Genomic DNA, 25,372 nt, shown 5'->3' on the forward strand with positions numbered 1-25,372 from the left:
AGACATTGCAGAGAGGCCGGCGTCGAGAGGAACTCACGTTTTCCTTTGGGCCATTCCAACTCATTCCGCGCCGCCAGCTTCTTCTTTTCGATGGCCACCGGTCAAAATGGGCGCCGCGCCTTTGAGCTGTTACAGCCAGATCCGCCCAACGTCACCCGCATCGGTATCTCGACCTCCCTGGAGTATGCCAGCAGGTGCTCGAAGACAAACTCCCGATGACTGAAGTGCTCCGTTAAAGGCGAATGCCGAGGCCGTCGCCTCGATGCGTTCACATCGCCTTGGCGAGCGCGAACAGCCGGAAATCCTCGAGCGCCGCGTGCCGATGCGGGGCGGCTTCGCGCCGGTAAGTCTCGGTGTCGACGATCGAGCGGAAGGTGGCGAAATCGCCGTATTCATTGATCGCCGCTTCGTCCCAGCGTTCGCTTGGCGCGCCGACGAGGCTCGTCAGGACCGGCCCGGAAAACATCCGCACGAGCGGCTTACCGGCCGCGAGGCGCCGAAATGCCGGCCTATAGCGTTCATGAAAGGCTTCGCGGCCCGAGCAGGGCGCGGCGTCGAATCCGTCCTCGTAACGCGCATACGCGCGGTAGCGCAGCAGATTGAGCATATAAACCGGCTGGCCGGGTGGAATCGCGCGCTCGGCGGCGTCGAGGGCTTGCAGGGTGATTTCGATGGGGTTCATGGGACTTCCCGCGGTTTCTAGCGGCGCAGATTGCGCGCTGACGCTCCGTATTTAGCCGCTAGGGAATGGCTCTTGTAGTGACTGCATAGCCATGACTATGTGGACTGCATGTCCACAACGACTTTACCTCCCGACCTCTCACGTCTCCTCGCCTTCGTCCGCGTCGTCGAGGCGGGCTCCTTCGCCGAAGCCGCGCGGCGGGCGGGGACGACCACCTCGGCAATGTCCAAGGCGGTCGCCCGCTTCGAAAAGGCTCGCGGGTTGCGGCTTTTGCATCGCTCCACCCATTCGTTGGCGCTAACCGAAGAGGGCGACAGGCTAATGGCGGCGGGACGCGCGTTGGTCGAAAGTCTCGCCCGTGTCCAATCCGCGCTCGGCGAAGTCGCGCGCGACGATGGCGGACGTGTGCGCGTGACCGCCCCCGCCTCGTTCGCGCGCGCCTGCATCCTGCCGCGACTGCCCGCATTCCTGCGGGAACGGCCGGAAATCGAGATCGAGGTCAAATTCCGCAACGAGATTCTCGATCTCGCGGCGGAAGGCGTCGACGTCGCGATCCGCTCAGGGTCCCTCGACCGCGCGCCCGGCCATCAGGCGCGGCGGCTTTGCACGTTCCCCTGGATCGCTTGCGCCTCGCCTGCCTATCTGAACGCGCGCGGCGCGCCGGCTACGCCATACGAGCTTTCCGCGCACGACCACGTCGGCTTCCGGAATCCCGCGAGCGGTCAGATCCTCACCTGGCGTTTCGCCGACCCGCGCGGCAAAGGACTCATTCGCGTCACGCCCAAGCCCAAGCACATTTGCGACGACGCGCACGCTTCGCTCGCTTTGATCGCGAATGGGTTCGGCATCGGCTGGGGGCCGGCGTGGCTCGTCCATGAAGACCTGCGCGCCGGCCGGCTGGTCGAAGTGCTTGCGCCCTGGCGCGCGCCGGCGGAGCCCCTATGGATGCTGCGCACCTCCGATCGCCGCCCGCCCCTGCGCACACAGCGCGTGATGTCGTTCCTCACCACGCTTCCCGCTGCGTTCGGAGACAAGGCGGTGTGAAGCGTGGGTCGTCACCGAAATTTAGGCGCCTAGCGCGTCGCCAGCACCACCGCCGCCAGCGTGAAGATCAGCGCGGCAATCTGCCCTGCTCCCAGCGGCTCGTGGAGTGCGATCGCGGATGCCACGACGCCGATGACAGGCACCGCCATGGTGCCGATCGCGGCGACCGAGGCCGGCAGGCGTGCAAGTGCTGCGAACCAGCTGACATAGGCGATGCAGAACTGCACCACGGTCGAATAGACCAGCAGCCACCATCCGACCGGCGTCACCAGCTCCAGATGCGTGGTCTCGACGGCGAGGCCGATGATCGTGATCGGCAGGCAGCCGATTCCGATCTGCCAGGCCGCGGCCGTGATCGGCGGCAGGCGGATCGGGTACTTCTTCGAAAACACCGTGCCGAGCGCGAAGCCGAGCGCCCCGCACAGCGCCATGATGATGCCCGGCAGCTTGTCCGCGGTGGCGGCAAAGCCGTTGCCGCCCATGATCGAGGCGAGGCCTGCAAAGGCCATCACCAGCGCGATGGTGCGCAACAAGGTCGGCCGCTCGCCCAGCACCGGCCAGGCGATCAGCGAGGCCCAGACCGGCATGGTGTAGGCGATCAGCGCTGCTTCGCTCGCCGGCAGCCACAGCAGCGCCAGGCCCATCAGCACCATCCAGCCGGTGACGTTGAGGAGCGCGGCGGTCACGAGCCGCGGCCAGATCTCGCGCGGGACGCTGAGGCTGTCGCGGCGGATCAGCGCAAGCGCCGCCAGCAGCACCGCGCCCAGCACGCCGGTGACCCCGCGCAGGGTCAGCGGCGGCAGCTCGGAGAGCAGGAATTTCGTCACCGGCCAGTTGAAACCCCAGCCCACCGAGGTGATGGCGAGGAACATCAGGCCGGCCGGGGCGATGCGCGCTCGCGCATCCCGGCGGGTCGAATCAAGCATGTGGGTAGTCCGGCAAAATCCAGCGCAGCTTGGCGCGGATTCGCGCCTCCCACCACCAGCCCGGCGGGCATGCCTGCCCTTACCTACCGTAGCCCTACGTGAGTCCCGCTGAGGCAACCCCGCGACTTAAAAATATACCTGGCCTGTGAACAGCGGGGTGAAGCCTCAGCAGGACCACCAGATGCAAATTTTTTCGGTTGGGAATCCCTGAGGACTCACTGATACTTGGCTCAACAACAGGCGCGGGCCTGCCCCCTGTTATCCCCCACAATCCACCATATTTAGTATTTGATTCAGGAACTCGCACTAGTTCTTGACGGGCGTAACGGAGAGTCCTAGTTTTCGATCCGTTCGGCGCGAGTGTGTTTGCGTCCCGCCGGCACTCCCCCAAAGGGTCTGCAAAACAGCACTCCGCCAAGCCAGACAAAGGCAGCGGGATACGGGCTTGTCTGCCCGGCGAGAGCGGACTTTTCGGGCGCCTGAACGGGCTGGAAACAGGCTCGGATGGCAATGGTTGAAGACGTGACGTTGTGGGGCGTTGAACGCATGTCGGGCTCATCCCTTTGGGGCGGATGGGTCTGGACGTGCCGGCGGATGATCGGTGCGCGCATCGAGCAATCGCGTCGGGAGAAAACGGGCCGGGTCTACCGGCTGAACTGCGATGCCAGGGGCCAGACGGCCGCCGAGCACCGCGAAATGAAATGATGACCCGGCACGCCTGAACGGAGGCGGTTCGGTCAAAGATAGGACGGGGCAAGACCATGCGGATTGAGCGGCGCCACACCACTTCGGGACAGTCACCTTACGCCGGCATCGAGTTCCGGCTGACCACGTCGGAGATCAGGAATCCCGACGGCTCGGTCGTGTTCAAGCTCGACAATGTCGAGGTGCCGACCGCGTGGTCGCAGGTCGCCTCCGACGTCCTGGCCCAGAAGTACTTCCGCAAGGCCGGCGTTGCCGCGCGCCTGAAGAAGGTCGAGGAAGAGTCCGTCCCCTCCTTCCTGTGGCGCTCCGTGCCCGACACCGAGGCGCTCGCCCTCCTGCCCGAGAAAGAGCGCTATGTCAGCGAGCTCTCGGCCAAGCAGGTGTTCGACCGTCTCGCCGGCTGCTGGACCTATTGGGGCTGGAAGGGCAACTATTTCTCCTCCGACGAGGACGCCCAGACCTTCTACGACGAGCTCCGCTACATGCTGACCATGCAGATGGTCGCGCCGAACTCGCCGCAATGGTTTAACACCGGCCTGCACTGGGCCTATGGCATCGACGGCCCCGGCCAGGGCCATTATTACGTCGACCCCTTCACCGGCAAGCTGACCCGCTCGAAGTCCTCCTACGAGCATCCGCAGCCGCACGCCTGCTTCATCCAGGGCGTCGGTGACGACCTCGTCAACGAGGGCGGCATCATGGACCTCTGGGTCCGCGAAGCCCGCCTGTTCAAATACGGCTCCGGCACCGGCTCCAACTTCTCGCGCCTGCGCGGCGAAGGCGAACGCCTCTCCGGCGGCGGCCGCTCGTCCGGCCTGATGAGCTTCCTCAAGATCGGCGACCGCGCCGCCGGCGCGATCAAGTCGGGCGGCACCACGCGCCGCGCGGCCAAGATGGTCGTGGTCGACGTCGATCACCCCGACATCGAGACCTATATCGATTGGAAGGTGAAGGAGGAGCAGAAGGTCGCGGCTCTCGTCACCGGATCCAAGATCAACCAGAAGCACCTCAAGGCCGTGCTCAAGGCCTGCGTCAATTGCGAGGGCTCGGGCGACGATTGCTTCGATCCCGAGAAGAACCCTGCGCTCCGCCGCGAGATCAAGCTCGCGCGTCGCAGCCTCGTGCCCGACAATTACATCAAGCGCGTCATCCAGTTTGCCAAGCAGGGTTACAAGGACATCCAGTTCGACGTCTACGACACCGACTGGGATTCGGAAGCCTATCTCACGGTGTCCGGCCAGAACTCCAACAACTCGGTCTCGCTCAAGGACGACTTCCTGCGCGCGGTCGAGACCGACGGCGACTGGAATCTCGTGGGGCGCACCACCAAGAAGATCACCAAGACCCTGAAGGCGCGCGACCTCTGGGAAAAAATCGGCTACGCCGCCTGGGCGTCGGCCGACCCCGGCCTGCACTTCAACACCACCATGAACGACTGGCACACCTGCAAGGCGTCCGGCGACATCCGCGCCTCCAATCCGTGCTCGGAATACATGTTCCTGGACGACACGGCGTGCAACCTCGCCTCGGCGAACCTGCTGACCTTCTACGACATCCCCTCCAAGCGCTTCGACGTCGAGGGCTACGAGCATCTCTGCCGGCTCTGGACCATCGTGCTCGAAATCTCGGTGATGATGGCGCAGTTCCCGTCGAAGTCGATCGCCGAGCTCTCCTACGAGTTCCGCACGCTCGGCCTCGGCTACGCCAATATCGGCGGCCTCCTGATGACCATGGGCCTGTCCTATGACAGTAAGGAAGGCCGCGCCATCGCCGGCGCGCTGACCGCGATCATGACCGGCATCACCTACAAGACCTCGGCCGAGATGGCTTCCGAGCTCGGCACCTTCCCCGGCTACAAGAAGAACGCCGCGCACATGCTGCGCGTGATCCGCAATCACCGCCGCGCCGCCCATGGCCAGTCCAACGGCTACGAGGCGCTCAGCGTGAATCCAGTGCCGATGGACCTGGTGTCCTGCCCGCAAGGAGACCTCGTCACGCATGCGCAAGCGGCCTGGGATGCGGCGCTCGAGCTCGGCGAGAAGCACGGCTATCGCAACGCCCAGACCACGGTGATCGCGCCGACCGGCACGATCGGCCTCGTGATGGATTGCGACACCACCGGCATCGAGCCTGATTTTGCGCTGGTGAAATTCAAGAAGCTCGCCGGCGGCGGCTACTTCAAGATCATCAACCGCGCAGTCCCCGCAGCACTGCGCGCGCTCGGCTATCGCGAGAGCGAGATCGCGGAGATCGAGGCCTACGCCGTCGGCCACGGCTCGCTCTCCAACGCGCCCGGCATCAACGCCTCGACCTTGAAGGCCAAGGGCTTCACGGATGAGGCCATCGCCAAGGTCGAGAAGGCGCTGCCGACTGCGTTCGACATCAAGTTCGCCTTCAACAAATGGACCTTTGGCGAAGACTTCATCCGCGACCAGCTCGGCATCGGTGCCGAGGCGATCGCGGCCCCCGGCTTCGACCTGCTCCAGGCCGTCGGCTTCACCAAGCGCGAGATCGAGGCGGCCAACGTCCACATCTGCGGCGCGATGACGGTGGAAGGTGCCCCGCACCTCAAGGCCGAGCACTATCCGGTGTTCGACTGCGCCAATCCCTGCGGCAAGGTCGGCAAGCGCTATCTCTCGGTCGAGAGCCACATCCGCATGATGTCGGCGGCGCAGCCCTTCATCTCGGGTGCGATCTCCAAGACCATCAACATGCCGAACGACGCCACCGTGGAGGACTGCAAGTCCGCCTACATGCTGTCGTGGAAGCTGGCGCTCAAGGCCAACGCGCTCTATCGCGACGGCTCCAAGCTCAGCCAGCCGCTCAACTCGCAGCTCATCGCCGACGATGAAGACGAGGACGATGCGGTCGATCATCTCTACGACAAGCCGATGGCGGCGCGCACCGCCCAGGTCTCGGAAAAGATCGTCGAGAAGCTGGTCGAGCGCATCATCGTGATGCGCGAGCGCGAGAAGATGCCGGATCGCCGCAAGGGCTACACCCAGAAGGCGGTCGTCGGCGGACATAAAGTCTATCTCCGAACCGGCGAATATGACGACGGCCGCATCGGCGAGATCTTCATCGACATGCACAAGGAAGGCGCGGCACTGCGCTCCTTCATCAACAACTTCGCCATCGCGGTGTCGCTGGGTCTCCAGTACGGCGTGCCGCTCGACGAATATGTCGACGCCTTCACCTTCACCCGCTTCGAGCCGGCGGGCCCCGTGCAGGGCAACGACAGCATCAAGTACGCGACCTCGATCCTCGACTACGTCTTCCGCGAGCTGGCTGTGAGCTATCTCAGCCGCTTCGACCTCGCCCATGTCGATCCCAGCGAGACCGGGTTCGACGTGCTCGGCAAGGGCGTCGAGGAAGGCAAGGAGCCGGGCGATCACAGCCACGGCGCCTCCAAGCTGGTGTCGCGCGGCCTCACCCGCTCCCGCACCGACAACCTCGTGGTGATGCGCGGCGGCTCGACCGCGGTCGCGCAAGGCAACGACAGCGCGCCGGCCGGCGGCAGCAAGGTCACCTCGCTCGCCTCGCACGGCGCAGGCCGTGCCGGCGACGTCCTGGAAGGCGCGGTCGCGCTGAAGCAGGAAGTGGCCCACGACCTCTCGCCCACCGAGAAGCTGGAGGCCCTGCAGTGGAGCAAGGCCGGCAGCGCACAAGTCGCGGTGCCCAGCAAAGCCGAGCGCCGCGCGGAAGCCAAAGCCAAGGGCTACGAAGGCGAGATGTGCAGCGAGTGCGGCAACTTCACGCTGGTGCGGAATGGCACCTGCATGAAGTGCGATACGTGTGGCAGCACGACGGGGTGTTCGTAAGAACTAAACTGATCAATGTCTTCTGAGGACAGCATTTATCTCAGCAGAGGGGGCGGTTGGAGCCGCCCTCTCTCCACTTTTAAGGCGGTTCATTTCGTGGCAGCTTGGGTACGTAGCAGAATGAGCGCATTGCCACTCTAATTGGATTTACGTGGCTATGATCAGCAACGAACCAAGGCATTGGCTCAATGACGCAATTGCTAGGCACGCCCGATTGACGCCAGCAGTTGCCGGCCTCCTCAAGAACGTCCTAAATCGACATTCCATCGAATATCTAAGCATTCACGGAAGAACCAAAGACTTCAGTTCTGCAGAGGAAAAGATAAGGAGGAAAAAATACACAAATCTTAAAAGCCAGCTCACTGACTTATCTGCGGTCCGCGTCTCCGTCCGCGGCAGCAGCATTTGCCAAACATACGAAATCAGTGCAGAGAGCGGAACGGAGACGGCCGCGGCCATCCCCTGTTTCACGCCCGACACAATGATATCTTCGATGAATGACCCGCGCTGCGGGCTTCGAACTATCGCCTCGACATTTGATTCGAGGGTAATCTTCGCCGTGACTCGTTTGGTTCTTCTAAAATGTTCTACGGTCGCGATGAACCGAGCCATCGCGTATTGCGACCTGCTGTATTCGTAGAAATGGAGCTGGCCGGTGCTGGCGAGCCCTCCATCAAAACGCAACCGAATCAATTCTGTCTCGGCCATACCCCCTCCCAAAACCCCAGGTTGCACCAAACCTCTCGGTTCAGGATACCGATGTCAAGCTGCCGGGCCGCTCCTCCTCACTGCTCGCCTTGCATTATGCACTGCACTCGCCTCTCCCGCGCGAATTACGGTGACAGTGCACTAAGTTCACGGCTCCGTCCTGCCGATCTGCGGCTTCGGCTCGCGTTGGTGAACGGCGTCAATCAAGTGCACTGCCACCGTCATCGAGACCGGTTCCAGCTTCGTTGCTCATCATCACCCTGCCGCCGAATTGCCTTTGCGGTCGAGCCCTTCCCTTCTAAACTCCCGACACCACCGGCATGCGTTCCGACGGGCCTGGTAGACGCGGAGTCAGATTATGCCCAAACCGGAAAGCTTCCCGATCGAGAAGATCTTCGTTCCTACGAAGCAGAAGAAAGCCATCAAACCCGGGATCGTCGGGGAGATCGCTGAAAGTATGCTGGACATCGGACAGCAGGAACCCATTTCCGTCCGGCTCGACGGAGACCGCCTCGTTCTGGTCGAGGGACTGCATCGGCTCGAAGCCTGCAAGGCGCTCGGCGAGACAACCATTATCGGTGTCATCGTCCCGGCGGAGGTCGCTCAACACAGGCCGCTGCTGTCCGAAGGACCCGCAGTCGAGGCAGAGCGCATCAAGATGGCGCGATTGAAACAGTTGCGCCTCGAGAAGGAAGCTGCGGAAGCATCTATGGCTGGCTCGAAGAGCGTCAACGCCACGGAAGCTGCGCGTACCCGTCCGACGAAAGGCGTTCGCGACAATCCGAAGGCATCACCGGGCCGGACCGTGGGATCGGCACCGAAGACATTGTCGGACTGGATCACGCAGCAAAAGGGCCACGGCGGCCGCTATTAATGGCCGGCGATGACGGTGCTAGTGCACTTCACCTGTCGATGTAGATTCCATGCGCGTCGCCGCAATGCGCGATATGGTCAGGCCGGACACGACCGCAAACGCCCGCGCCCTCCTCGGCCCCTACTTCGTATTGGCCTCGACCGCGTCCAGCAGCGGCATCTCGCGATGCGACTCGCAGAAGCGCGAGAGCTTGTTGCCGTTCTTGTTCAGCGCTTGCGTGTCCACAACGGGATTGTTGCGGCGGCCGGCGTAGAACCCGGCGAGCCAGACGTTCACGGTCTGCATGTGGGTAATGCGCTGGGTGATGTACTGGTCGCAGCTGATCTTGGAAACGTCGACCAGCACCTGTGCCTTGGCCGGCACGGCCAGCAGCAGGGCCGCGAAGGCACCAAGGATGATCGCTCTTGTCTGAACCATGTGTTCCTTCCGATGAATGTCTGCACGGTGGCGACGGTCGGGCGCTGCATGCTTGATCCAGATCAAGGGCGCCCGTTGCATACCCCGCGACCGCCCCACCCCGAGGTCTCGCCATAATTTCTCCTTCGCACGCGCGTTGTGTGGGACGGCGGCGAGTCTTATCGTTCCGATCGGACTGCCGCACTCCCATTGACGCCCGACGGAATCGAGAGCGCATCGGTGCCCGAGACGAACGACCCCAAACCTGATGACCACAAGCCTGACGCCCCCAAGCCGGACGCCCCAAAGTCGGACGCGGGGCGCGCCGATGGCGGGCTGGCGCGGGCTTACGACCGGATCAAGAGCGCGGAGCAAGACCTTGCGCGGCTGGACCGGCTGGTTTCCGGAATGGAACGCGGCAGCGAAAGCCCACGGGCCTCGCGAGCAAGTGCCGGTGCGGATGCTGTCGAGACTCCCAAGGACAAGGCTCCCGAGGACAAGACTCCCAAGGCCGCGGCGCTGGCGCCGGCTAGCACGGTTCGCGACCAAGGCCTGAAGAGAGATCGGCCCATGCGGCGCGCTCTGGTTGGTCTCGTGCTGGCGATCGGCGTTCTCGGTGTCGCCTTCGCTTCGCAATATCGCGACGAGGCCAGGTCGATGAGCAGGTCGATCATGGCGCGGTGGGCTCCGCCAGCAGCGAGCGAGCCTCCGCAAGCGTCCGCGGTTGAAACTCCGGCGCAACCGCCGGCAGTGCAATTGGCTGCCGCGGATGAGCCTGGCACGGTGCCCGCGCCGCCGGTCGGCAAGGACACGGAGAGCAATGCAGGGTTTGACGCTTCAAGACCCGACGCTCCAAGGCCCGACGCTTCAAGAACTGGCGCCACAACGCCTGACTCGTCGTCGTCCGATCTCGCGCAATCGCTCAAGACCATCACCAGCGAGCTTGCGAACATCAACGGAAAGCTAGAGCAACTGAAAAGCCGCAACGAGCAGACGCTGCGCGAGCAGGCCGACACCATTCAACAGCTCAAGGCGGCGCAGGAGAAAGATACGGCGGCCAATGCGCGCCTCGCCGCCCAGGTCCAGGCGCTGCAAAAGGAGCTGACGACATCATCCGCATCGTCGTCCGCACCTGCATCCGCGAAACCGGCCGCGCGGAGCGTGATCAACAACGAGACCGCTGCGCCTGCACGGCCGCACGCGCAGGCGGCCGCACCTCGGCGACCCCGGCCGTCGCGAGGGCCCTGGATGCCCCCGCCCTATATGGTCGATCCCTACTACGGCGATCCGGATTGGTGAGCCCGCAGGGCAATGCGAGCACGTCTGCGCCAGCACACAAGCTCGCGGACCGGCATCAATCACGCGGCGAGATCTGAAGCTCCATCAACGCCATGCGCTCCAGGACGACGGGGTCTCGCTCGCCCTCCTTCGCTGTGCGAAGGATTGTTTCCGCGATAGACCGGACATGCGCGGAGCTGACCGGGGCCGGCAGTGACGCAACCGCCGTTTCCAGCGCAGTTTTCATGATGCCGATGGTTTCAGGCGTAAAAGATGCATTGGAAAAGTCTAACATGCTGGATCCGATCCGGAGGTCATCACGAGCGTCGCTTGGTTCGAATGGCTGCTGATCTGCGCAATCCGCTCGACCAGGGCCGTCAGATGTTGCGGCAATGGGTCGTGCTCGCCGCGAAGCTTGATCCGCAGGCGGTCTGCTATTTCATGAGAGATCGCCAGGCTTGAGCCGCGGTCGATCTGAATCGGATTGCGAACATCGGGGCTGTTCATGAAGATTTCCGGTTGGTACGCACGGAGCACGCTTCGCGCCGAGCCGCGCTCACAACGCGACTGCGGTTACTCAGGCGAGGATCGGAGGTTCGATCTCGCTACGCTCGGGGATCACAGGCTCAACGGCCCCATCGGGCCAGAGTTACCTCCGAACACAACTTAGGTTTGGATTTCACGGAAGCAGCAGTTTCTGCGGCTTGCGGCGGCTAGGGACCGTAGCCCGGATGGAGCGCAGCGAAATCCGGGATCTCGCGCCAAGCTGGTCTGGTCCCGGATTGCGCTGCGCTCCATCCGGGCTACAGCGCCCTTCAGACCATTGCTTCGGTATCTGCCACTGGACGTTTTCCGCCGTCCGGATCTCCGGAGCGAACAGCCCTGCTCCCCGCCGCGAAGATGTCGTGCACCAACCCGAGCTTACCAAGCCCGAGAATGATCAGGCCGTTGATGTCGATCTCGTACCAGGCGTGCGAAATGTAGGCGTCGCGCGGAAACCGGTGATGGTTGTTGTGCAGGCCTTCGCCGAAGGTGAGGATCGTGGTCACGAACTCGTTGGTGGTGCCGTCGTCGAGATCGAAGCGGCGGTAGCCGTAGCGGCCGTCGCTGTGGCAGACCGAGTTGACCAGCGATGTCGCCATGGTCATGAGGTAGCTGCGGAACAGGCCGGAGAACAGGATGCAGCCGGTCATCGTGTGCACGCCGCCGAACGCGTAGCCGATCGCGCCCGGAATGATCACCGCCGAGAGCGCGTACCAGTACCAGCGCGTCCTGGTGAAGAACATGGCGATCGGGTCGGCCAGGATATCCTTGGCGTAGTATCCGGCATCGGTGGTGGCCTGATCCCACACCCAGCCGCCTTGCGCGTGCATCATCCCCTTGGCGAAGGTGACATAGGGGTTGCCGTCGCCGTCATAGTAAGGGCTGTGGACGTCGCCGGGCTTGTCGGAGTGAAGATGATGCCGGCGATGATTGCTCACCCATTTCAGGATCGAGCCCTGCACCGCCATGGTGGCGATAGCCGCGAACAGCGTCCGCATCACCGGACCGCAGCGAAAGCTGCGGTGGACGAAGTAGCGATGCATGAAGCCGATGCCGACCGTGGACAGCGCGAATGTGCCGGCGAAGACCGAAACCTCCACCCAGCCGATGCCTTGCCAGAAGGCCCAGACCAGCGCCGCGATCGAACCGCCGATCATGATGACGAAGGAGATGTAGGAATCGCGAAACTTGGCCTCGACCACCGGCCCTTCGACCAGCACGCCCGGCGGCATTTTCCGCTCCGCAGCTTCCGCCGACACCACGCTTTCGATTACGGTCATTCCAGTCGATCCATTCACACAAAATTAACCCTGCTGCGGCGCACACTACAACCTCGGGTTATTTCCATCAAGGATGCGAGCTGCCGTGGGAGTACGGAGCGGCGACTTGAAAGGGCGCGACCAGAGGGAAAAGAAGCCGGATTTCAAGGCCTGGTGACCGCGTTAACCAGGTGCAAAGCCTCCGCAATGCACTCCCGGAAGACCGATGCCAGGAAGAAGCAAGCCCCTCCTCCCTCGCCTTCGCAAGCTGCGGCGACGCGCGCGATGGATGCGAAAGACTTTCGCGCGCGCACCGCGGATGATCCAGATCGCGGGCGGCGCGGCGATGCTGCTTGCGATCGTCGTGCTCGTGAACATCGCCTATCAAACCATGCGCAAGCCGACCGAGCTGTTCGTCCTTGTCGGCCACGCGCTCGACAAGGAGCCATCGGAGACCTGGCGGCAATACGGGCCGCTGTTCCGCAAGCATGCTACCGCGACGATCACACCCGAATTGCTGGCGGCGCTGGCGCAGGTCGAGACATCGGGCAATCCGCTCGCGCGCACCTACTGGCGCTGGCGATGGAGCCTTAATCCCCTCGCGATCTACCGGCCCGCCTCCAGCGCCGTCGGCCTTTTCCAGATGCTGGACGCAGCCTACGCCGACGCCGCGCGGTTCTGTATTCGCAGCAACGCGGTCACGGAAGCCGGCTGCGGTTCGACCTTCCTCTATGTCCGCGCGATCCCGAGCCACGCCATCGAGCTGGCATCGGTGTATCTCGACCGCAATGTCGCTGATGTCTTAAGCCGCGCGGGTGATGTGAAGGCGAGTGCGCGCGAGAGGCAGGATCTCGCCGCCTTCATCCATCTCTGCGGCGCCGGCCCGGCCACCGCCTACGCGCGCCGCAAGTTTGCGATGATCCCCGACGAGCGCTGCGGCGATCACCTCGTCGCAAGCTATGTCGCCAGGGTCAACGCGATGAAGCGGCAGTTTGTGCGGCTTGCAGCGGATGACGATCCGTAGGGTGGGTTAGCCTGCGGCTGCGCGAAGCGCAGTCCGCCAGCGTAACCCACCATGCTTCAGCGAATGCGGCAAGAAATTGGTGGATTACGCTGCGCTAATCCACCCTACGCACTGTTCTATGCCGCGTTCGTCGGTGGCTTCACCACCAGTACGGCCAGCGCCAGCCCTCGTAGCGGACATACGACGACACCAAAGGCGGCCCGTAGGGATCGACCCGGTCATCTTCCGGGCGATAACGATAGCGTGGAACGATATTGTAATCCCACGGCGTCGGCCTGAGCACGGGGACATCCACCCTCAGCCGTTGTTCATCCACCACGCGGACCTTCCGCGTTCGGGCTTCGGCATCCGATATCCCGAGATTGCACAGCACCAGGGCGGTTCCGAGCGCACACGCGACAGTCATGATCTTCATGCGTTGGTCTCCTTCCCGCCAGAGTGCAAAAGGATGCAAAGCAAGGCAAGCGAATTTGTCCGAGGTCTTTCCGCGCAGCGCAGACCGACCGTCACGCGCCGGTCTTGCCATCCAACAACGCGAGCGCCCGCGGTACCTGATCGCGGTCGGCAACCAGCACATATTCCTGCCGCGCCAGGCTGGCGCCGCTCGCGATCACGATCGATTGTTTCGGGCACAGGCCGAAGCATCCGGTCACGATCAGCTTAGCCGGCTTGGTGCGGTCGCGCTTGTTCGCCTTCAGTTCGGATTTCAGCGCACGCCTGACGTCGCGGCCCTCGTCGCTGCGCTTGAGGCATTTGCGGCACACCAGGACCGGCGCCGCGCGGCGCGGGCGCACGATCATCGGGCTTGCAGAATTCGAGGGCTTTTCAGGCATTGGCAGACCTATATGGCACTTCAGTCCATATAGGGATGGAACCGCGATCTCGCCGCTGAGCACGACGACCTGCCACGCATGACCAGGCATTTACTCCCGCGCGCGACGCACGGCCTCAGATAGCTTCATCCTCTGCTTGTCCCACCGGCTCTGCTCCGCCTCGGCGCGTTCGTCCAGCGCAACTCGCTCCGCTTCGATCGCCTCCGCACGGGCGTCGTGCTCCCGCCTCGCTTCGTCCAATGCGGCCTGCGCAGTTGCGACCGCCTTGTCCCGGCGCGCGCGCTCCTTGGCGCGAGCGGCCTCTTCCTTGCGGCGCTCGGCTTCCCGCCGCCGCTCTTCCTTCTCGAACGCCGCGGCGGCCTTGCGCGCCTGTTGATCGTCGACCTTGCGGGGTGGTTGCTTTGCCGCATTTGAAGGACGCTCTTTTGGCTTGGATTTCGCTTTGGACTTGGCCTTGCGCTTCGGCGTGGCCTCGTCGTCAGCGAGATCGGTCGGCAACTCGGAATGCTCGGTGAACGCCCCGTCCGATCCGACCGGACGCCGGAGCACCACGCCCGGCTTCTCCATCGTCGCCGCGACGATGTCGGGGTCGTCGGTCTCCTTCGCGGCGCCCTGATGAAACAGATTGGACCTGGCGCCCCAGGCGTCCAGCGCCGCCTTCATCGAGGGTGCGGCGATCGCCTGGTCGTAGAAGCCGAGCGAGGTCTGGTAGGTCTTCAGTTTTCTTTTTGGTGTCTTCGGCATGTCGCCCCACGGCCCGGCGAGGCACCATCACGCCAACCTTCGCCACGATGACATCATGCCCCTGTTTTGCCCGACGAGTCAAACTCGATTCGGTATCGCCGAAGTCGATGCGGGGCCCGTAGCCCGGATGGAGCGAAAGCGTAATCCGGGACGGTGCCCGCCGCAGGACTCCCGGATTGCGCTTCGCTCCATCCGGGCTACGGTCCAACACCAACGATTTTTCGGATTTCCAACACACTGAAATCCCTCGGGATTTCTACTGTGCATGGGGTTGTTTTCGAGGTTTTTGTTTTGGCGGGTCGCCACCTACGCCGCGTCGACATCCTCGGGCGCCGGCCCGGCAACGAGCCCGTCGAGACCAACCATCAGCAGATCGGCGATGTGCATCAGTTGATACAGCGGAATGTCCGCCTCGCCCTGCTCGGCCAGCGACACGAAGGCCGACGTGGCGCCGATGAGCTCGGCGAGCTGGCCTTGCGTGTAGCCGCGCTTGTCGCGCGCAACCTTGAGGCGCGCACCGATCCCGAGTCTGTGCCGGGACTGCTCGTCGGTGGTCATCATCACGGCCTGCTCGTCCGCGCTCGCATAGCCGGCCACGAACGCGCTGCCGATCAGCCTACCCTTGCGCCAGGCGACGCGGCAGTCCTTGCGCAGTCCGCTGCTGAAGACCAGGGTGAATTGGTCGGCGACCCAGAGCGAGGCGTTGAGGCCGAGGCGCGCCCCGGTGCCGGAGACATCGCGGATCGTGCAGGGCGCGCTGATGATCTTGCCGGTGCCGTTGTCGAATTCGACGATGCCGGTGCGCAACGTGTGATGTCTGACTGCGGCGCGATGCTCGCTCATGACCAGAACGCTCCCTTCCGCGGCAACGTCGAACGAACGCCGCGTAAACCCGGACCTCGATACCGCAAACTTTTTCCTGAACTCCTAAATTTCCAAGGGTTCCACCAGGACTGAAAGCCATGGTAAAGGATTTGCTCCCAATCCATCTTTTTCCGGCGGAAAGCGTGCGGCGCGCCCGTGACGGGCGACGAGGCAAACGATGACCGACGCGATGAAATGTCCGACCTGCAACTCCGAGCACGCCTATCAGGATCGCGGCCTCTGGGTCTGCCCGGAATGCGGCCATGAATGGAGCGGCACGGCGGAGGCCCCCACGGACGCCGCGCAGCAGGCGGGCGTTCGCGATGCCAACGGCAATGCGCTCGCCGATGGCGACAGCGTCATCGTGATGAAGGATCTCAAGGTCAAGGGCTCCTCCTCCGTCGTCAAGGGCGGCACCAAGGTCCGCAACATCCGCCTGCAGGACGCGACCGACGGCCACAACATCGCCTGCAAGATCGACGGCATCGGCGCGATGAATTTGAAATCGGAGTTCGTGAGGAAGGCGTAAGCCGAGGCCCAGTGTTCAAAAGTGGACATACGCTGCTGCGCCGGACCGGTACCCATCAGTCGACATCCGCACGAACAAGTCTTGGGAGGCCGCTCTGCGAGGACCGCCAACAGGGGACGCCAATAGGCCAAACCCGACAGATGACATGTTCGACAATCTGAGCGATCAGGCCGTCTTGCGATTGTACGAAAACATCCGGCATCAGGTTGCCGCCGACAAGGCGCTCGGAGGCAGGTATCGGCTGCTCGGCAAATCCGCCAGCGAGCGCGCCGAGCGGCTCGGGCGGGAGCTGACCGGCCGCGGCGTCAAGTTCACCGCCATCGAATGGTAAGCGCCGTTTAGGGTCCGCGATCTATCGCTGCCGCTGCGCCAGATAGAATCCGCACAGCACCGTCACCAATCCCGCCGTCTGCAATAGTGTCGGCGGCTCGCCGAGCAGGAGCCAGCCGGTGAGCACCGTCAGCGCCGGCACGCAGGCGGGGACAACGGCGGCGCGGGCCACGCCGAGGCGTTGGACCGAGACGGCGAACAGATAAAGCGCAGCCGGGCCGGCAAGCACGCCCTGCGCCAGCGCCTGGATGGCGTTCTCACCGATACCGATCGCCGCGATCCGCGCCAGCCCGCCGGTCATGAGGTAGATCGGCAGCAGCAGCAGCGACAGCACGTTGATGACGAGCGCGGCCGACACGGCGGAGACACGCCAGTGGCGCAGCAGCGCGCCGAAACCTGCGAACATCAATCCGGTCAGCACGAAGGTGAGATCGCCGAGCACGCCGTCGACGCCGATATGGCCGATCGATTCCGCGCCGATCACGCCGAGCCCGCCGACGATGACCAAGGCGCCGGCGATGCGCGACACAGAGACATGCTCTTTCAGGAACAAGGCCGCGAGCAGCAGGCCGCCGAGCGTCGCGCAGGAGGGCTGGATCACGCTGCCATGGCCGAGCGGCACGAACAGAAAACCAGTGTAGGAGATCAGCGACATCACGGGGCCGCCGAGCACCATCAGCGCAAGGCCCCTGCCCCAGCCGATGCCGCAGAGATCGGAGATTCCGCCGCGTATCACCAGCGGCAGGAACGCGATGCCGGACCAGACATAGCGATGCACCAGCAAATCGACCGGCGTGAAGCCGACCTTGAGCCCGTGCCGCGTGCCGGCGAAGCCGAGCGCCCAGAACACCGCCGCGGCGAGGCCGCAGAGCACGCCGACAAGCGCCGGCGCCGCATCGTTCTTTTGAGTGAGAGCGTCGGCGCCGCTCGTCCGCTGATCCATAAGCAAGCCTTATGTCAGCACGCGACGAGGCTCAACCCACGCGGTTGCAGATCTGGCTAGAAAAATCCGGGGCTGAGATCGAGGCCATAGGTCAGGCTCAGAACGAACACGAACAGCGCGGCGGCTGCGAACAAGGCGAGATGCCTGAGAATGAACGCGCGCGGCGAGACGCTTGCAACAACGGCTTTCTGTGCAACAGGCATGACTACTCCATTATGAAAATGATTCTTGGCTGCTCAATCAGCGGCGCCCGCATCAAGCGCCGCGATCTGCAAAGCAACTATTAAAGAGATCACACTCGCTTTGAACGGCCGTACACAAGTGGCACGCGATCATGACTCGCTGTGCCAAAAAAAAGACCGCGCTCCCAAAAGGGAACGCGGTCGTGGCAGCCTCGGAGAAAAACGAGCCTGCATCACGTTAGCTTGATGTTGGCTTGTGGCGCCCCCAGATCAGCGGGCGCTGCCGGTCGTGACATCAGCCGTCTTCACCTTGCGCGGCGAGAGAACGCGGGCCTGGTGGATCGAAGCAACGTTGGTGGGTGCCGAGGCCTGCTGCTCGACATGCGCGGCACCGAGCACGCGCACCTGCATCGGGGACACCGGAAAGCCGTTGGCCTCATAAGTCGGCAGCTCGCCGGCGAAAGCCGCGGTGCTGCCCGCGATCGTCAGGATGGCGGCGGCGATCGACAGAGTCTTGTTGTTCATGGGTGATGCTCCTTCAGTGGAAGATTCGGAGCACATTTAAGCGCGTTTTGCTGCATTGCGACATGCGTTGTTGCAACGCAACAACGCGCCGGGTGCATGGCAATATGTTTAATGCGCGCGACGCTTTGGCAAAATCACCGCCCGGCGCGACATGACGCTTTTATGGGCGGCGTCAGCCGCCGAGCACGTGGCCCCAGCCGTCGAAGACGTAGGCCTTCCAGATCACGGTTCCGTCCTGGCCCGGCCGGCTGGCACGCCTGAAATCGTCGGCCTGCTCAGCGGTCCACGTGATGATCGTATCGGAGAGCTGGTCGTGCAGGATGGCGGGCTCGGTGGGGTCGAAGGCGTCCATGGGACGAAGCGAGGAATGCGTCATGGGCGCCTAACGCGCTAGCCGCAGCAAAGTTGCCGCAAGGCGTCGGGCGCCACTCCACACAGCTCATTTCAACGCCGTCGCCAGCGATTGCAGTTTTGCGACGAGGTTGGTGCCGAGGGCGTAGATGATCTCGATGATCGCGAGCGCGATGCCTGCTGCGATCAGTCCGTATTCGATCGCGGTGGCGCCGGATTCATCGGCGGCGAATTCAGCCCATTTGCGTTTCAGTGTCATGCGCGTGTCCTTCCCAACTCTGCCGGAATCGCCGGCGCGGGAGACTTGCACGACCACAATCCAAGATTGAGTAAATTCAACCGCCTCAAGTTGACGACAATGATACTGCATTTGCAGGCCCTTTCGGCTGTGCCACCCCTGGAACGCAATGGAACCCGCGTTGCCCGCGCGCAACACTTGCTCGAAAAGCCCGCTTTCGCCGAATTGCGCCATTGCGCCGCCACACCGTCCTCCGAACAATCGACGCGCGGCGTGCCTTTTCGTGCAAGACTGTTTTGTCAAGACTGTTGGTCAAGACTGTTCGGAGAAGACGAGGTTCGACAGAACCGTTTGGAGGCAGGGATCATGAATGATCGGCGGTCTCTTCTGGTGGCGGTCTCCTGCCCCTCGGCGGTTCTCGCCGGCTGGTTGGCGCTCTCTTTGTCCGCCTATGCCCCTGCCCTCATCGAGAACAGCGGCGCCAATGCTTCTGCCGTCTCGCGCGCGAAGGATCTCAGCCGGCTTGACCTCGCAGACATCCCGCACGCTGCGGCCATCGAGGACGGCGTCGCCCTGACCGCCGATATCGCGGCCGCCGTCGCTGCGACACCAGGCACGGTCACCGCTGAAGCGGCAGCGCCCGAGGCGCCAGCTCCGGCCATCAAGCTCGCCTCGGCCGACCCAGTGCTGATCTTGCCGACCGAAGCGCCGCTCGCGCCGCAGATTTCGCCTGACCCGACACCAGTCGCCAGCGAGGTTGCTCCGGCTCCGGCGCCGGAGCCCGTGATAAAGCTCGCATCCGCCGATCCCACCGAGATCGTGACGACGGACGCGCTGTCGCCCGCGACGATCGCGACCGGCCCTGCGCCTGCCGCGAGCAAGGCCTCGCCGTCGGCGGACACGACCGCAGTACTCGACGAATGCTACGTCATGGAAGCCTGTATCGACCGGTATCTCTGGGCGCTCTACCAGCGCACGGCCAAGGAAGACTCGATCAAGGTCACAGATCGCCGCGCCGTCACCGTCAAGCGCAAGGGCAAGGTGGTGACCGTGATGCGCAGCTTCACGAAACTGGTCGACGAGGACTTTGGCTGGAAGGATCCGAAGGCGGCCGACCGCGCCGGCATGTCGATGATGGACTACGTCATCGGCGGCATGGACAAGAGTTTCAAGAAAAAGCTGTTTCGCACGTTGCTCGCGGCTGAGGCTGCCGGGCTTTCGCCGGGCATCACCAGCGCGTTCCGCGACGACTATCGCCAGTCGATCGCGAGCGGCCTGAAGGCCGCCTCCGACCGCTCCTATCACGGCGGCAGCACGCGCGGCGGCTACGGCCACGGCATGGCGGCCGACATCGTCAGCACCAAGGGCGACAACCGCGCGCAACGCTGGGTCTCGACCGAGGTGCTGTGGAAGTGGGTCGATGCCAATGGCAAGGCGCTCGGCATCGGCCGCCCCTATCTTGGCCGCGATCCCCCGCATGTCGGCCCGGTCGACGGGACGGAATACGTCTCCCGCCGAGGCACGTCGGACCGTAAGGAAGCCAACGTCAAGCCCAGGAAGGCGCGGGCCGTGGCAAGCGCAAAGCCGCCAAAGGCGCAGGCGACGCGCGAGCAGAAGGTCCCGGCAAAGCCGCAGAAATCAGCGCAATCGGCCGCGAAGCGCGCGACCTGAGTATGGCGGTCTACCGTCCGGGCGTCGGCAGCGGCACGAGCCGCATTTCGGCGGTGCCGGCCTCCTGCGTGCGCACCAGCACTGCGAAAATGGTTTCGACTGCGAGCCGCACCGCCGCCTCGGTCACTGTGCCCCTAGCCAGATGTGCCGCGATCAGGCCGGTGAGGAGATCACCGGTGCCTGAGGGGCGGATCGGCAGGCGCGGCGTCGCAAAGCGCGACAACTGACCGTCGGCGCACAGAATCGTTTCCACCTGCCCTTCCGCCGTATCAGTGAGCGTGCAACCGGTGGCGACCACGTCGATGCGACCGGTTCCGGCCAGCGCCGCGCACGCCGCGCGCAGACCCTGCGCATCCAATATGTCGAGGCCTGTGAGCAGCCCGAGTTCGAACTGGTTCGGCGTGGTCAGATTGGCAGCCGGCAGCAGCCGGTGCCGGACCACGTCCAGGATGCCGTCCGCGACATAGACCCGGCCGTCATCGCCGATCACGGGATCGCAGAGATAGACCAGCTTTGAATTGCGGGTCAGCGCCCGCTCGACGAAATCGGCAATGACAGCGGCATTGCCGGGCGAACCGAGATAGCCGGTGACGATTACCGCGGCCTCGTCGACGAGATCGCGCTCCTCGACGCCTCTCAGCAGATCTGCAACGAGCTCGGTCTCCAGCACCCGCCCGCGCACGGTCGGATAGCGCGGATGGTTCGACAGCAGCGTTGTCGGCACCGCCGCGACATTCACCCCTTCCGCCTGCATGGCATAGGCAGCGGCGCTGTTGCCGACATGGCCGTGGACCACCTGGCTTTGAATGGAGATGACAAGCATGAAAGTCCGTAGGGTCAAATGCCGCGCGAGACAAGGGTCGCCCGGATCACCAAAGACCATACCCAAGCCCGGGCCGCAGCGCCTGCATCTTCCGCGCCAGCCGCCGATGCCCGGTCTCCTCCGACCGCGCCAGCCGGTCCACGACCGCGACGTGATCCGCATCGCTCTTGTGCTGGTTGAGCTTGGCCTGCCCCTCGACGGTATCTACCACGAGATCGATGACGCGAATGGCGGCCAACATGGTCTCGCGCTTGTCCGGCTCCATCTGTGCCAGGTCCCAGGGCGCCTTCGGCAGCCGCGCTTCGGCGACCGCGAGTAGCGTATCGCCGTGCCCGCGGTTCTCGTCGAGCCCGCGCAGATGCGCCACGCCGGACAGGTGCACGGCCTCGTAAAGCCAGGTCGAGACGTTGTCGCGCGAAGAATACCAGTCATTGGAGATGTAGGCGTCGTCGCCGACAACAATCAGCAGGAAGCGCCGCGTGCCGTCCGCGAGCAGAGCGAGCGGATTCCTGGCGGTGAAATGGATTTGCACGATCGTGCGCCCGTCGCGCTGCTCCAGCACGAACGGCACGTGCGAGGCGCGCGGCCCGCGCTCATCCGCCGCCACGATCATGCCGAAGCCCCGTCGGGTTGCGAATTCCAGCGCTTGCTGCTCCTCGATGCGGAATTGGGGGCGGAGGACATGCATGGCGGCGCGCTCGTTGACTGGCTGGAGGACAAACCGAGGCTAACTCATGATCCAGTCAAGTCGGAAACGATATTGGCCCGCGAACGCGGATGTCAGGAATGACTTCGTCGCCGCGCAAGCTCATCGATATAGGCGCAGAACATGTCGGCCATTGCGTCGGCATGACGCGCGATCTCCGCCTCGTTGCGCGGTGTCTCCGAGAACCGCTTGCCAACCTCGCTCAGCGTCGTCTTGATCAGCTCGCCGGCAAGCTCCCGCGTCGCATCCGGCGCCTCGGGCAGGGCCTCCCGCATGAAGGCCGCGACGATGCCCTTACCGGCGGCCCGCGCGTCGTGTGCTTCGGGCGCGTCGCGATAAAGTGGTGCGGCGTCATCGAGCGCCCCACGGATCGCAGCCTCCTCGCACTCGGAACGAATGAAGGCGTGGACCAGCGCGCGCAGCCGCACCAGTGGCGGTTCCGCCCGGTGCGCCAGGATGCCGCGCAGGAGCTCGCTCGTGCGCCGCCACTCGTCGCTCTGGAGGCGGAACAGGATCGCCGCCTTGTTCGGAAAATATTGATAGAGCGATCCGACGCTCACTCCGGCCCGCTCGGCCACCCGCGCCGTCGTGAAGCGCTGCGCCCCCTCCTTGGCCAGGACCTGAACAGCCGCATCCAGAATGGCCGCCACCAGCTCGTTCGAGCGGGATGTTTTCGTGAGGAAACTGAACGGCTTCGGCGATCGGCCATGGCGCCCTCGGGCAATGCGAATAGCGAATGCGACGAATTAGTCGTATTTCAATTCTCACGCAAGCACTCGCCTCGCGGCGACATCTGGAGACTACACATGACCACCCCGACCATCATATCACTTGCGCCACTGCTCGATCGTCTGTTCGACCAGGACGAAGCGGCGCGCGGCGCGATGCAAGCCGCCTTCGCCGATGTGACCGACGCCGACCGCACACGGATGATGCAGAGCAAGACCGCTTACCGCGACCTCTACGGGCGGCTGAAGGACGCACCGCTCGCAGTCTCCCGCGAGACCGGTCACCTGCTTTACATGCTCGCACGCAGCTCCCGCGCCAAAGCGATCGTCGAGTTCGGCACCTCGTTCGGCATCTCGACCCTGCACCTTGCCGCGGGCTTGCGCGACAATGGCGGCGGTCGCCTCATCACCACCGAATTCGAACCGTCCAAGGCGGCCCGGGCGCGCGAGAACCTCGCGGCCGGCGGGCTGCTGGACCTCGTCGAAATCCGCGAAGGCGACGCGCTGAAGATGCTTCAAGTCGACCTGCCCGACACGATCGATCTCGTGCTGCTCGACGGCGCCAAGGCGCTCTACGCCGATATCCTGGATCTGGTCGAAGGCCATCTCCGGCCGGGCGCGATCATCGTAGCCGACAACGCCGACGACAGCCCCGACTATCTGGCGCGCATGCGCAGGCCCGGAAGCGGCTACATGTCCACGGCCTTTGCCGAGGACGTTGAACTCTCCGTACGGATCAACTAACGCCGCCACCAATGAGCCGCCGCGCGAACCATCGCGCGGCGGTTTCGTGCTGCGCTCCGCCGTGTCGCAGGCTCGTCACTGACACGTGATAGCTGGACCCGGGCAAACGTCACATTCCCCGTACCGCGCGGTATCTTTCTCTGCGCAACACGCCCGAGCCCGTGATGACTTCCGCCTTCAATGCCTACGCAGCGCTTGCGCTCGCTATCGTCCTCGAGGTCACGGCGTCCGCCTTCCTCCAGCAATCCGTGCAGTTCACGCGGCTGTGGCCGACACTGGCGATGGTGCTGTTCTATGTCGCCTCGTTCTACGCGCTGTCGGTCGCGATCCGGGTCATCCCCCTGAGCATCGCCTACGCGATTTGGGGCGGGGTCGGCATCATCCTGACGGCAACCGTCTCCTTCGTGCTATTTCGCCAGATGCTCGACGCTGCGGCCTTCGTCGGCATCGCGCTGATCGTGTCCGGGGTCGTGGTCATCAACCTGTTCTCGGCGACCACGGTGCATTGACGCCGGCAGCACTGTATTCACCGGCAAGGCCTTCGGCTTCGCGACGCCCTGCGGCAGCCGACTCACGCCTACTGGCTTTGCGACGACTTGGGAGGACGCGGCCCGGATCGCTTCGCGCCAGGTTTGGCCGCAGCCGGCGCCGTATCGACCGATTCCAGATAGGCGGCAAGCGCCTTGGCTGTGTCCGAACTGGTTGCGTAATGGTCCTTCAGGAACCAGGACAGCGTCAGGGTGAAGCGTCCCTTGGCAAGGCCGCGCGGGCTGCGATGGCAGGTCGCGCACCCATCGGCGAAGAGCTTTTGCGGCGACTTGCCGGCATCGAGATTTTGCGCGGCGGCAAATGTCGCCGTCAGGACGGCGGCGGCTGCAAGAGTCATCGTTGGAAGAGTCGTCAAGGGCGCGATCAGGCCGCGCCCCTGTCGAAAGTGCGAAATCAATGTCGTCCCTGCCCCGTATTGCGGTCAGGCCGCCAATAGCTGATCGAATTCGGGCGGGGCGTAGGCCTTGCCGTCCTGGTCGGTGATGACGACCTTCCACCCCTCGCTTGCCCAAACCTTTGCCTTCGCCACGATCAGCAACCGGCTCTCACGGGCAAAACTGCACTTCTCATTGTCGCGTTCTGCGATCATCTTGTAGGCCAATGCGCATCCCCTTGCGTTGCCCTGCACCCGGTCTCGTCGTGGCAGCGGGCTTTGGCGGCAATTCGCCGGGAGCGTGGCAATTTGATGCCATCCAAGGCAGCATTGTGCCTGGTTCCGGCCGAACGATGGAGGTTGATTGTGCGTCGCGTCATGAATGCGATTCTGCTTGTCGCGGGCTTGCCTGGTGCGGGCTTGCTCGGCGTGACGCCGACAGCCGCGCAGACCTACGACCCGCGCCATCCCGTCTGCATCGAGATCTACACGATCGACGGCCGCAGCATCGATTGCAGCTTTGCGACGATCGCGCAGTGCGCCGCGACCGCCTCCGGGCAATCCGCGCAGTGCTACGCCAATCCTTATGCCACGCAGAGCCGGCAGCTGAGCTTGGTTCCGTCGCCGCCGCGACGAAGCCGATAGCATCAGGTCTGCGCTCCGATCAGTGGACGCGAATGATGTGGGGGCGGCCAAGATCAATCAGCCCCTGCACCGCCGAGAGGCGGTCGTCGAGGGCTGCGATGGTCAGCAACAGATTGTTGCGGCGTTCGTCGAGAAGGCCCATCTCGGCGCCGGAGAGTTTGGTGCTCGATCGCTCCTTGTGAATCATCTCGAGAGATTGGCGCAATCCGGCAATCAGGCCGGACAGCTGCTTGGCCTCCTTGGTCATCGACCGCTTCGCGACATTGTGGCGGCGCGTCTCCGCCTGGTTCTGTCTCATCGTCGTCATCCTCCCGTGCCCCGCTGCCCCGAGTGG

Annotated in this window: 34 protein-coding genes; 12 read left to right on the plus strand and 22 right to left on the minus strand. The window is 64.0% G+C overall.

Translation table 11 applies throughout. The features are described from left to right. Positions 1 to 268 precede the first annotated feature (268 nt). Positions 269 to 682, minus strand: a complete 414-nt coding sequence (locus tag AC0L27_RS04495) for a hypothetical protein (RefSeq protein ID WP_354203759.1) — start codon at positions 680 to 682, stop codon at positions 269 to 271. Between the two features lie 108 nt (positions 683 to 790). On the opposite strand from AC0L27_RS04495, the gene AC0L27_RS04500 reads away from it, so the two are divergent. After that, entirely contained in the window at positions 791 to 1,726 is a 936-nt protein-coding gene (locus AC0L27_RS04500; protein WP_354203761.1) for a LysR family transcriptional regulator, read from the plus strand. 29 nt (positions 1,727 to 1,755) lie between these two features. Here the strand turns inward: AC0L27_RS04500 and AC0L27_RS04505 are convergent, their stop codons facing one another. Next, positions 1,756 to 2,652 (minus strand): DMT family transporter, encoded by an 897-nt coding sequence (locus AC0L27_RS04505; protein WP_354203763.1) that lies wholly within the window; start codon positions 2,650 to 2,652, stop codon positions 1,756 to 1,758. 504 nt (positions 2,653 to 3,156) lie between these two features. Here AC0L27_RS04505 and AC0L27_RS04510 point away from each other — a divergent pair. Both AC0L27_RS04510 and AC0L27_RS04515 read left to right on the plus strand, forming a co-directional pair. Next, positions 3,157 to 3,357 (plus strand): hypothetical protein, encoded by a 201-nt coding sequence (locus tag AC0L27_RS04510; protein WP_275171885.1) that lies wholly within the window; start codon positions 3,157 to 3,159, stop codon positions 3,355 to 3,357. Positions 3,358 to 3,413: 56 nt separating this feature from the next. Further along, positions 3,414 to 7,178, plus strand: a complete 3,765-nt coding sequence (locus tag AC0L27_RS04515) for a vitamin B12-dependent ribonucleotide reductase (protein ID WP_354254953.1) — start codon at positions 3,414 to 3,416, stop codon at positions 7,176 to 7,178. Between the two features lie 282 nt (positions 7,179 to 7,460). Here the strand turns inward: AC0L27_RS04515 and AC0L27_RS04520 are convergent, their stop codons facing one another. After that, positions 7,461 to 7,886, minus strand: coding sequence for a DUF7946 domain-containing protein (locus AC0L27_RS04520; protein ID WP_473317976.1), 426 nt, complete (start codon positions 7,884 to 7,886; stop codon positions 7,461 to 7,463). A 358-nt stretch (positions 7,887 to 8,244) separates the two neighbouring features. On the opposite strand from AC0L27_RS04520, the gene AC0L27_RS04525 reads away from it, so the two are divergent. Next, a complete protein-coding gene (locus AC0L27_RS04525) occupies positions 8,245 to 8,760 on the plus strand; it encodes a ParB N-terminal domain-containing protein (protein ID WP_354203769.1) in 516 nt (171 codons plus the stop codon). A 120-nt stretch (positions 8,761 to 8,880) separates the two neighbouring features. Here AC0L27_RS04525 and AC0L27_RS04530 read toward each other — a convergent pair whose 3' ends face one another. Further along, positions 8,881 to 9,177, minus strand: a complete 297-nt coding sequence (locus AC0L27_RS04530) for an HdeA/HdeB family chaperone (protein ID WP_354254950.1) — start codon at positions 9,175 to 9,177, stop codon at positions 8,881 to 8,883. A 219-nt stretch (positions 9,178 to 9,396) separates the two neighbouring features. On the opposite strand from AC0L27_RS04530, the gene AC0L27_RS04535 reads away from it, so the two are divergent. Next, positions 9,397 to 10,455 carry a hypothetical protein gene (locus tag AC0L27_RS04535; RefSeq protein ID WP_275171879.1) on the plus strand — a complete coding sequence of 353 codons (1,059 nt, stop codon included), beginning with the start codon at positions 9,397 to 9,399 and terminating at the stop codon, positions 10,453 to 10,455. 55 nt (positions 10,456 to 10,510) lie between these two features. Here AC0L27_RS04535 and AC0L27_RS04540 read toward each other — a convergent pair whose 3' ends face one another. From AC0L27_RS04540 to AC0L27_RS04550, 3 genes are all read right to left on the minus strand, one after another. Beyond that, positions 10,511 to 10,729 carry a hypothetical protein gene (locus AC0L27_RS04540; RefSeq protein WP_354203774.1) on the minus strand — a complete coding sequence of 73 codons (219 nt, stop codon included), beginning with the start codon at positions 10,727 to 10,729 and terminating at the stop codon, positions 10,511 to 10,513. After that, positions 10,723 to 10,941 (minus strand): hypothetical protein, encoded by a 219-nt coding sequence (locus AC0L27_RS04545; RefSeq protein ID WP_354203776.1) that lies wholly within the window; start codon positions 10,939 to 10,941, stop codon positions 10,723 to 10,725. The genes AC0L27_RS04540 and AC0L27_RS04545 overlap by 7 nt, the downstream gene beginning before the upstream one ends. A gap of 308 nt (positions 10,942 to 11,249) precedes the next feature. Beyond that, positions 11,250 to 12,257: an acyl-CoA desaturase gene (locus AC0L27_RS04550; RefSeq protein ID WP_354203778.1), complete on the minus strand. Its 1,008-nt coding sequence runs from the start codon at positions 12,255 to 12,257 to the stop codon at positions 11,250 to 11,252. A 268-nt stretch (positions 12,258 to 12,525) separates the two neighbouring features. On the opposite strand from AC0L27_RS04550, the gene AC0L27_RS04555 reads away from it, so the two are divergent. After that, positions 12,526 to 13,260 carry a lytic transglycosylase domain-containing protein gene (locus AC0L27_RS04555; RefSeq protein ID WP_473317977.1) on the plus strand — a complete coding sequence of 245 codons (735 nt, stop codon included), beginning with the start codon at positions 12,526 to 12,528 and terminating at the stop codon, positions 13,258 to 13,260. Positions 13,261 to 13,399: 139 nt separating this feature from the next. Here AC0L27_RS04555 and AC0L27_RS04560 read toward each other — a convergent pair whose 3' ends face one another. From AC0L27_RS04560 to AC0L27_RS04575, 4 genes are all read right to left on the minus strand, one after another. Continuing rightward, positions 13,400 to 13,675 carry a hypothetical protein gene (locus tag AC0L27_RS04560; protein WP_275171874.1) on the minus strand — a complete coding sequence of 92 codons (276 nt, stop codon included), beginning with the start codon at positions 13,673 to 13,675 and terminating at the stop codon, positions 13,400 to 13,402. Between the two features lie 91 nt (positions 13,676 to 13,766). Beyond that, complete coding sequence (locus AC0L27_RS04565) at positions 13,767 to 14,183, minus strand: hypothetical protein (RefSeq protein ID WP_473317978.1); 417 nt, start codon at positions 14,181 to 14,183, stop codon at positions 13,767 to 13,769. Then, the gene (locus AC0L27_RS04570) at positions 14,184 to 14,837 is read right to left on the minus strand and encodes a cell envelope biogenesis protein TolA (protein ID WP_354203784.1); all 654 of its coding nucleotides are present in this window, start codon (positions 14,835 to 14,837) and stop codon (positions 14,184 to 14,186) included. A gap of 306 nt (positions 14,838 to 15,143) precedes the next feature. After that, the gene (locus AC0L27_RS04575; protein WP_275171871.1) at positions 15,144 to 15,680 is read right to left on the minus strand and encodes a helix-turn-helix domain-containing protein; all 537 of its coding nucleotides are present in this window, start codon (positions 15,678 to 15,680) and stop codon (positions 15,144 to 15,146) included. A 199-nt stretch (positions 15,681 to 15,879) separates the two neighbouring features. On the opposite strand from AC0L27_RS04575, the gene AC0L27_RS04580 reads away from it, so the two are divergent. After that, positions 15,880 to 16,230: a zinc ribbon domain-containing protein YjdM gene (locus AC0L27_RS04580; protein ID WP_275171870.1), complete on the plus strand. Its 351-nt coding sequence runs from the start codon at positions 15,880 to 15,882 to the stop codon at positions 16,228 to 16,230. 145 nt (positions 16,231 to 16,375) lie between these two features. Beyond that, entirely contained in the window at positions 16,376 to 16,561 is a 186-nt protein-coding gene (locus tag AC0L27_RS04585; RefSeq protein ID WP_275171869.1) for a hypothetical protein, read from the plus strand. Positions 16,562 to 16,582: 21 nt separating this feature from the next. On the opposite strand, the gene AC0L27_RS04590 is transcribed toward AC0L27_RS04585, so the two are convergent. The 5 genes from AC0L27_RS04590 to AC0L27_RS04610 all read right to left on the minus strand — a co-directional run bounded on the left by AC0L27_RS04590 (position 16,583) and on the right by AC0L27_RS04610 (position 18,820). Then, the gene (locus AC0L27_RS04590) at positions 16,583 to 17,503 is read right to left on the minus strand and encodes a DMT family transporter (RefSeq protein WP_354203787.1); all 921 of its coding nucleotides are present in this window, start codon (positions 17,501 to 17,503) and stop codon (positions 16,583 to 16,585) included. 56 nt (positions 17,504 to 17,559) lie between these two features. Beyond that, positions 17,560 to 17,706: a hypothetical protein gene (locus tag AC0L27_RS04595; RefSeq protein WP_167552239.1), complete on the minus strand. Its 147-nt coding sequence runs from the start codon at positions 17,704 to 17,706 to the stop codon at positions 17,560 to 17,562. A gap of 249 nt (positions 17,707 to 17,955) precedes the next feature. Beyond that, positions 17,956 to 18,210: a hypothetical protein gene (locus AC0L27_RS04600; protein ID WP_275171867.1), complete on the minus strand. Its 255-nt coding sequence runs from the start codon at positions 18,208 to 18,210 to the stop codon at positions 17,956 to 17,958. A gap of 172 nt (positions 18,211 to 18,382) precedes the next feature. Further along, on the minus strand, positions 18,383 to 18,586 hold the full coding sequence (locus AC0L27_RS04605; RefSeq protein ID WP_247297420.1) for a hypothetical protein: 204 nt from the start codon (positions 18,584 to 18,586) through the stop codon (positions 18,383 to 18,385). 63 nt (positions 18,587 to 18,649) lie between these two features. Continuing rightward, the gene (locus tag AC0L27_RS04610; RefSeq protein WP_275171866.1) at positions 18,650 to 18,820 is read right to left on the minus strand and encodes a Flp family type IVb pilin; all 171 of its coding nucleotides are present in this window, start codon (positions 18,818 to 18,820) and stop codon (positions 18,650 to 18,652) included. Positions 18,821 to 19,165: 345 nt separating this feature from the next. On the opposite strand from AC0L27_RS04610, the gene AC0L27_RS04615 reads away from it, so the two are divergent. After that, positions 19,166 to 20,470, plus strand: a complete 1,305-nt coding sequence (locus AC0L27_RS04615) for a M15 family metallopeptidase domain-containing protein (RefSeq protein WP_275171865.1) — start codon at positions 19,166 to 19,168, stop codon at positions 20,468 to 20,470. 10 nt (positions 20,471 to 20,480) lie between these two features. Here the strand turns inward: AC0L27_RS04615 and pdxY are convergent, their stop codons facing one another. From pdxY to AC0L27_RS04630, 3 genes are all read right to left on the minus strand, one after another. Further along, a complete protein-coding gene (pdxY, locus tag AC0L27_RS04620; RefSeq protein ID WP_275171864.1) occupies positions 20,481 to 21,293 on the minus strand; it encodes a pyridoxal kinase in 813 nt (270 codons plus the stop codon). Positions 21,294 to 21,339: 46 nt separating this feature from the next. Then, positions 21,340 to 21,981, minus strand: a complete 642-nt coding sequence (locus AC0L27_RS04625; protein WP_275171863.1) for an FMN-binding negative transcriptional regulator — start codon at positions 21,979 to 21,981, stop codon at positions 21,340 to 21,342. Between the two features lie 92 nt (positions 21,982 to 22,073). Next, entirely contained in the window at positions 22,074 to 22,649 is a 576-nt protein-coding gene (locus tag AC0L27_RS04630; protein ID WP_473317983.1) for a TetR/AcrR family transcriptional regulator, read from the minus strand. Between the two features lie 156 nt (positions 22,650 to 22,805). Between AC0L27_RS04630 and AC0L27_RS04635 the strand changes: the two genes are divergently transcribed. Then, entirely contained in the window at positions 22,806 to 23,471 is a 666-nt protein-coding gene (locus AC0L27_RS04635; RefSeq protein ID WP_354203792.1) for an O-methyltransferase, read from the plus strand. A gap of 164 nt (positions 23,472 to 23,635) precedes the next feature. Beyond that, positions 23,636 to 23,980 (plus strand): DMT family transporter, encoded by a 345-nt coding sequence (locus tag AC0L27_RS04640; RefSeq protein ID WP_275171860.1) that lies wholly within the window; start codon positions 23,636 to 23,638, stop codon positions 23,978 to 23,980. A 68-nt stretch (positions 23,981 to 24,048) separates the two neighbouring features. Here AC0L27_RS04640 and AC0L27_RS04645 read toward each other — a convergent pair whose 3' ends face one another. Both AC0L27_RS04645 and AC0L27_RS04650 read right to left on the minus strand, forming a co-directional pair. Then, positions 24,049 to 24,357, minus strand: coding sequence for a hypothetical protein (locus AC0L27_RS04645; protein WP_275171859.1), 309 nt, complete (start codon positions 24,355 to 24,357; stop codon positions 24,049 to 24,051). An 84-nt stretch (positions 24,358 to 24,441) separates the two neighbouring features. Further along, positions 24,442 to 24,648, minus strand: coding sequence for a hypothetical protein (locus tag AC0L27_RS04650; RefSeq protein WP_342761057.1), 207 nt, complete (start codon positions 24,646 to 24,648; stop codon positions 24,442 to 24,444). Positions 24,649 to 24,759: 111 nt separating this feature from the next. Between AC0L27_RS04650 and AC0L27_RS04655 the strand changes: the two genes are divergently transcribed. Beyond that, positions 24,760 to 25,038, plus strand: a complete 279-nt coding sequence (locus AC0L27_RS04655; RefSeq protein ID WP_275171858.1) for a DUF3551 domain-containing protein — start codon at positions 24,760 to 24,762, stop codon at positions 25,036 to 25,038. 19 nt (positions 25,039 to 25,057) lie between these two features. On the opposite strand, the gene AC0L27_RS04660 is transcribed toward AC0L27_RS04655, so the two are convergent. Then, positions 25,058 to 25,336 (minus strand): hypothetical protein, encoded by a 279-nt coding sequence (locus AC0L27_RS04660; protein WP_275171857.1) that lies wholly within the window; start codon positions 25,334 to 25,336, stop codon positions 25,058 to 25,060. Positions 25,337 to 25,372 lie beyond the last annotated feature (36 nt).

Source organism: Bradyrhizobium sp. Ken51 (assembly GCF_055807435.1).

What these genes read in the sequence shown, in the direction of transcription:
- AC0L27_RS04495 (WP_354203759.1), bottom strand. Translation starts at nt 682, where the DNA reads ATGAACCCCATCGAAATCACCCTGCAAGCCCTCGACGCCGCCGAGCGC.
- AC0L27_RS04500 (WP_354203761.1), top strand. Translation starts at nt 791, where the DNA reads ATGTCCACAACGACTTTACCTCCCGACCTCTCACGTCTCCTCGCCTTC.
- AC0L27_RS04505 (WP_354203763.1), bottom strand. Translation starts at nt 2,652, where the DNA reads ATGCTTGATTCGACCCGCCGGGATGCGCGAGCGCGCATCGCCCCGGCC.
- AC0L27_RS04510 (WP_275171885.1), top strand. Translation starts at nt 3,157, where the DNA reads ATGGCAATGGTTGAAGACGTGACGTTGTGGGGCGTTGAACGCATGTCG.
- AC0L27_RS04515 (WP_354254953.1), top strand. Translation starts at nt 3,414, where the DNA reads ATGCGGATTGAGCGGCGCCACACCACTTCGGGACAGTCACCTTACGCC.
- AC0L27_RS04520 (WP_473317976.1), bottom strand. Translation starts at nt 7,886, where the DNA reads ATGGCCGAGACAGAATTGATTCGGTTGCGTTTTGATGGAGGGCTCGCC.
- AC0L27_RS04525 (WP_354203769.1), top strand. Translation starts at nt 8,245, where the DNA reads ATGCCCAAACCGGAAAGCTTCCCGATCGAGAAGATCTTCGTTCCTACG.
- AC0L27_RS04530 (WP_354254950.1), bottom strand. Translation starts at nt 9,177, where the DNA reads ATGGTTCAGACAAGAGCGATCATCCTTGGTGCCTTCGCGGCCCTGCTG.
- AC0L27_RS04540 (WP_354203774.1), bottom strand. Translation starts at nt 10,729, where the DNA reads ATGTTAGACTTTTCCAATGCATCTTTTACGCCTGAAACCATCGGCATC.
- AC0L27_RS04545 (WP_354203776.1), bottom strand. Translation starts at nt 10,941, where the DNA reads ATGAACAGCCCCGATGTTCGCAATCCGATTCAGATCGACCGCGGCTCA.
- AC0L27_RS04550 (WP_354203778.1), bottom strand. Translation starts at nt 12,257, where the DNA reads ATGACCGTAATCGAAAGCGTGGTGTCGGCGGAAGCTGCGGAGCGGAAA.
- AC0L27_RS04555 (WP_473317977.1), top strand. Translation starts at nt 12,526, where the DNA reads ATGCGAAAGACTTTCGCGCGCGCACCGCGGATGATCCAGATCGCGGGC.
- AC0L27_RS04560 (WP_275171874.1), bottom strand. Translation starts at nt 13,675, where the DNA reads ATGAAGATCATGACTGTCGCGTGTGCGCTCGGAACCGCCCTGGTGCTG.
- AC0L27_RS04565 (WP_473317978.1), bottom strand. Translation starts at nt 14,183, where the DNA reads ATGCCTGGTCATGCGTGGCAGGTCGTCGTGCTCAGCGGCGAGATCGCG.
- AC0L27_RS04570 (WP_354203784.1), bottom strand. Translation starts at nt 14,837, where the DNA reads ATGCCGAAGACACCAAAAAGAAAACTGAAGACCTACCAGACCTCGCTC.
- AC0L27_RS04575 (WP_275171871.1), bottom strand. Translation starts at nt 15,680, where the DNA reads ATGAGCGAGCATCGCGCCGCAGTCAGACATCACACGTTGCGCACCGGC.
- AC0L27_RS04580 (WP_275171870.1), top strand. Translation starts at nt 15,880, where the DNA reads ATGACCGACGCGATGAAATGTCCGACCTGCAACTCCGAGCACGCCTAT.
- AC0L27_RS04585 (WP_275171869.1), top strand. Translation starts at nt 16,376, where the DNA reads ATGTTCGACAATCTGAGCGATCAGGCCGTCTTGCGATTGTACGAAAAC.
- AC0L27_RS04590 (WP_354203787.1), bottom strand. Translation starts at nt 17,503, where the DNA reads ATGGATCAGCGGACGAGCGGCGCCGACGCTCTCACTCAAAAGAACGAT.
- AC0L27_RS04595 (WP_167552239.1), bottom strand. Translation starts at nt 17,706, where the DNA reads ATGCCTGTTGCACAGAAAGCCGTTGTTGCAAGCGTCTCGCCGCGCGCG.
- AC0L27_RS04600 (WP_275171867.1), bottom strand. Translation starts at nt 18,210, where the DNA reads ATGAACAACAAGACTCTGTCGATCGCCGCCGCCATCCTGACGATCGCG.
- AC0L27_RS04605 (WP_247297420.1), bottom strand. Translation starts at nt 18,586, where the DNA reads ATGACGCATTCCTCGCTTCGTCCCATGGACGCCTTCGACCCCACCGAG.
- AC0L27_RS04610 (WP_275171866.1), bottom strand. Translation starts at nt 18,820, where the DNA reads ATGACACTGAAACGCAAATGGGCTGAATTCGCCGCCGATGAATCCGGC.
- AC0L27_RS04615 (WP_275171865.1), top strand. Translation starts at nt 19,166, where the DNA reads ATGAATGATCGGCGGTCTCTTCTGGTGGCGGTCTCCTGCCCCTCGGCG.
- pdxY (WP_275171864.1), bottom strand. Translation starts at nt 21,293, where the DNA reads ATGCTTGTCATCTCCATTCAAAGCCAGGTGGTCCACGGCCATGTCGGC.
- AC0L27_RS04625 (WP_275171863.1), bottom strand. Translation starts at nt 21,981, where the DNA reads ATGCATGTCCTCCGCCCCCAATTCCGCATCGAGGAGCAGCAAGCGCTG.
- AC0L27_RS04635 (WP_354203792.1), top strand. Translation starts at nt 22,806, where the DNA reads ATGACCACCCCGACCATCATATCACTTGCGCCACTGCTCGATCGTCTG.
- AC0L27_RS04640 (WP_275171860.1), top strand. Translation starts at nt 23,636, where the DNA reads ATGACTTCCGCCTTCAATGCCTACGCAGCGCTTGCGCTCGCTATCGTC.
- AC0L27_RS04645 (WP_275171859.1), bottom strand. Translation starts at nt 24,357, where the DNA reads ATGACTCTTGCAGCCGCCGCCGTCCTGACGGCGACATTTGCCGCCGCG.
- AC0L27_RS04660 (WP_275171857.1), bottom strand. Translation starts at nt 25,336, where the DNA reads ATGAGACAGAACCAGGCGGAGACGCGCCGCCACAATGTCGCGAAGCGG.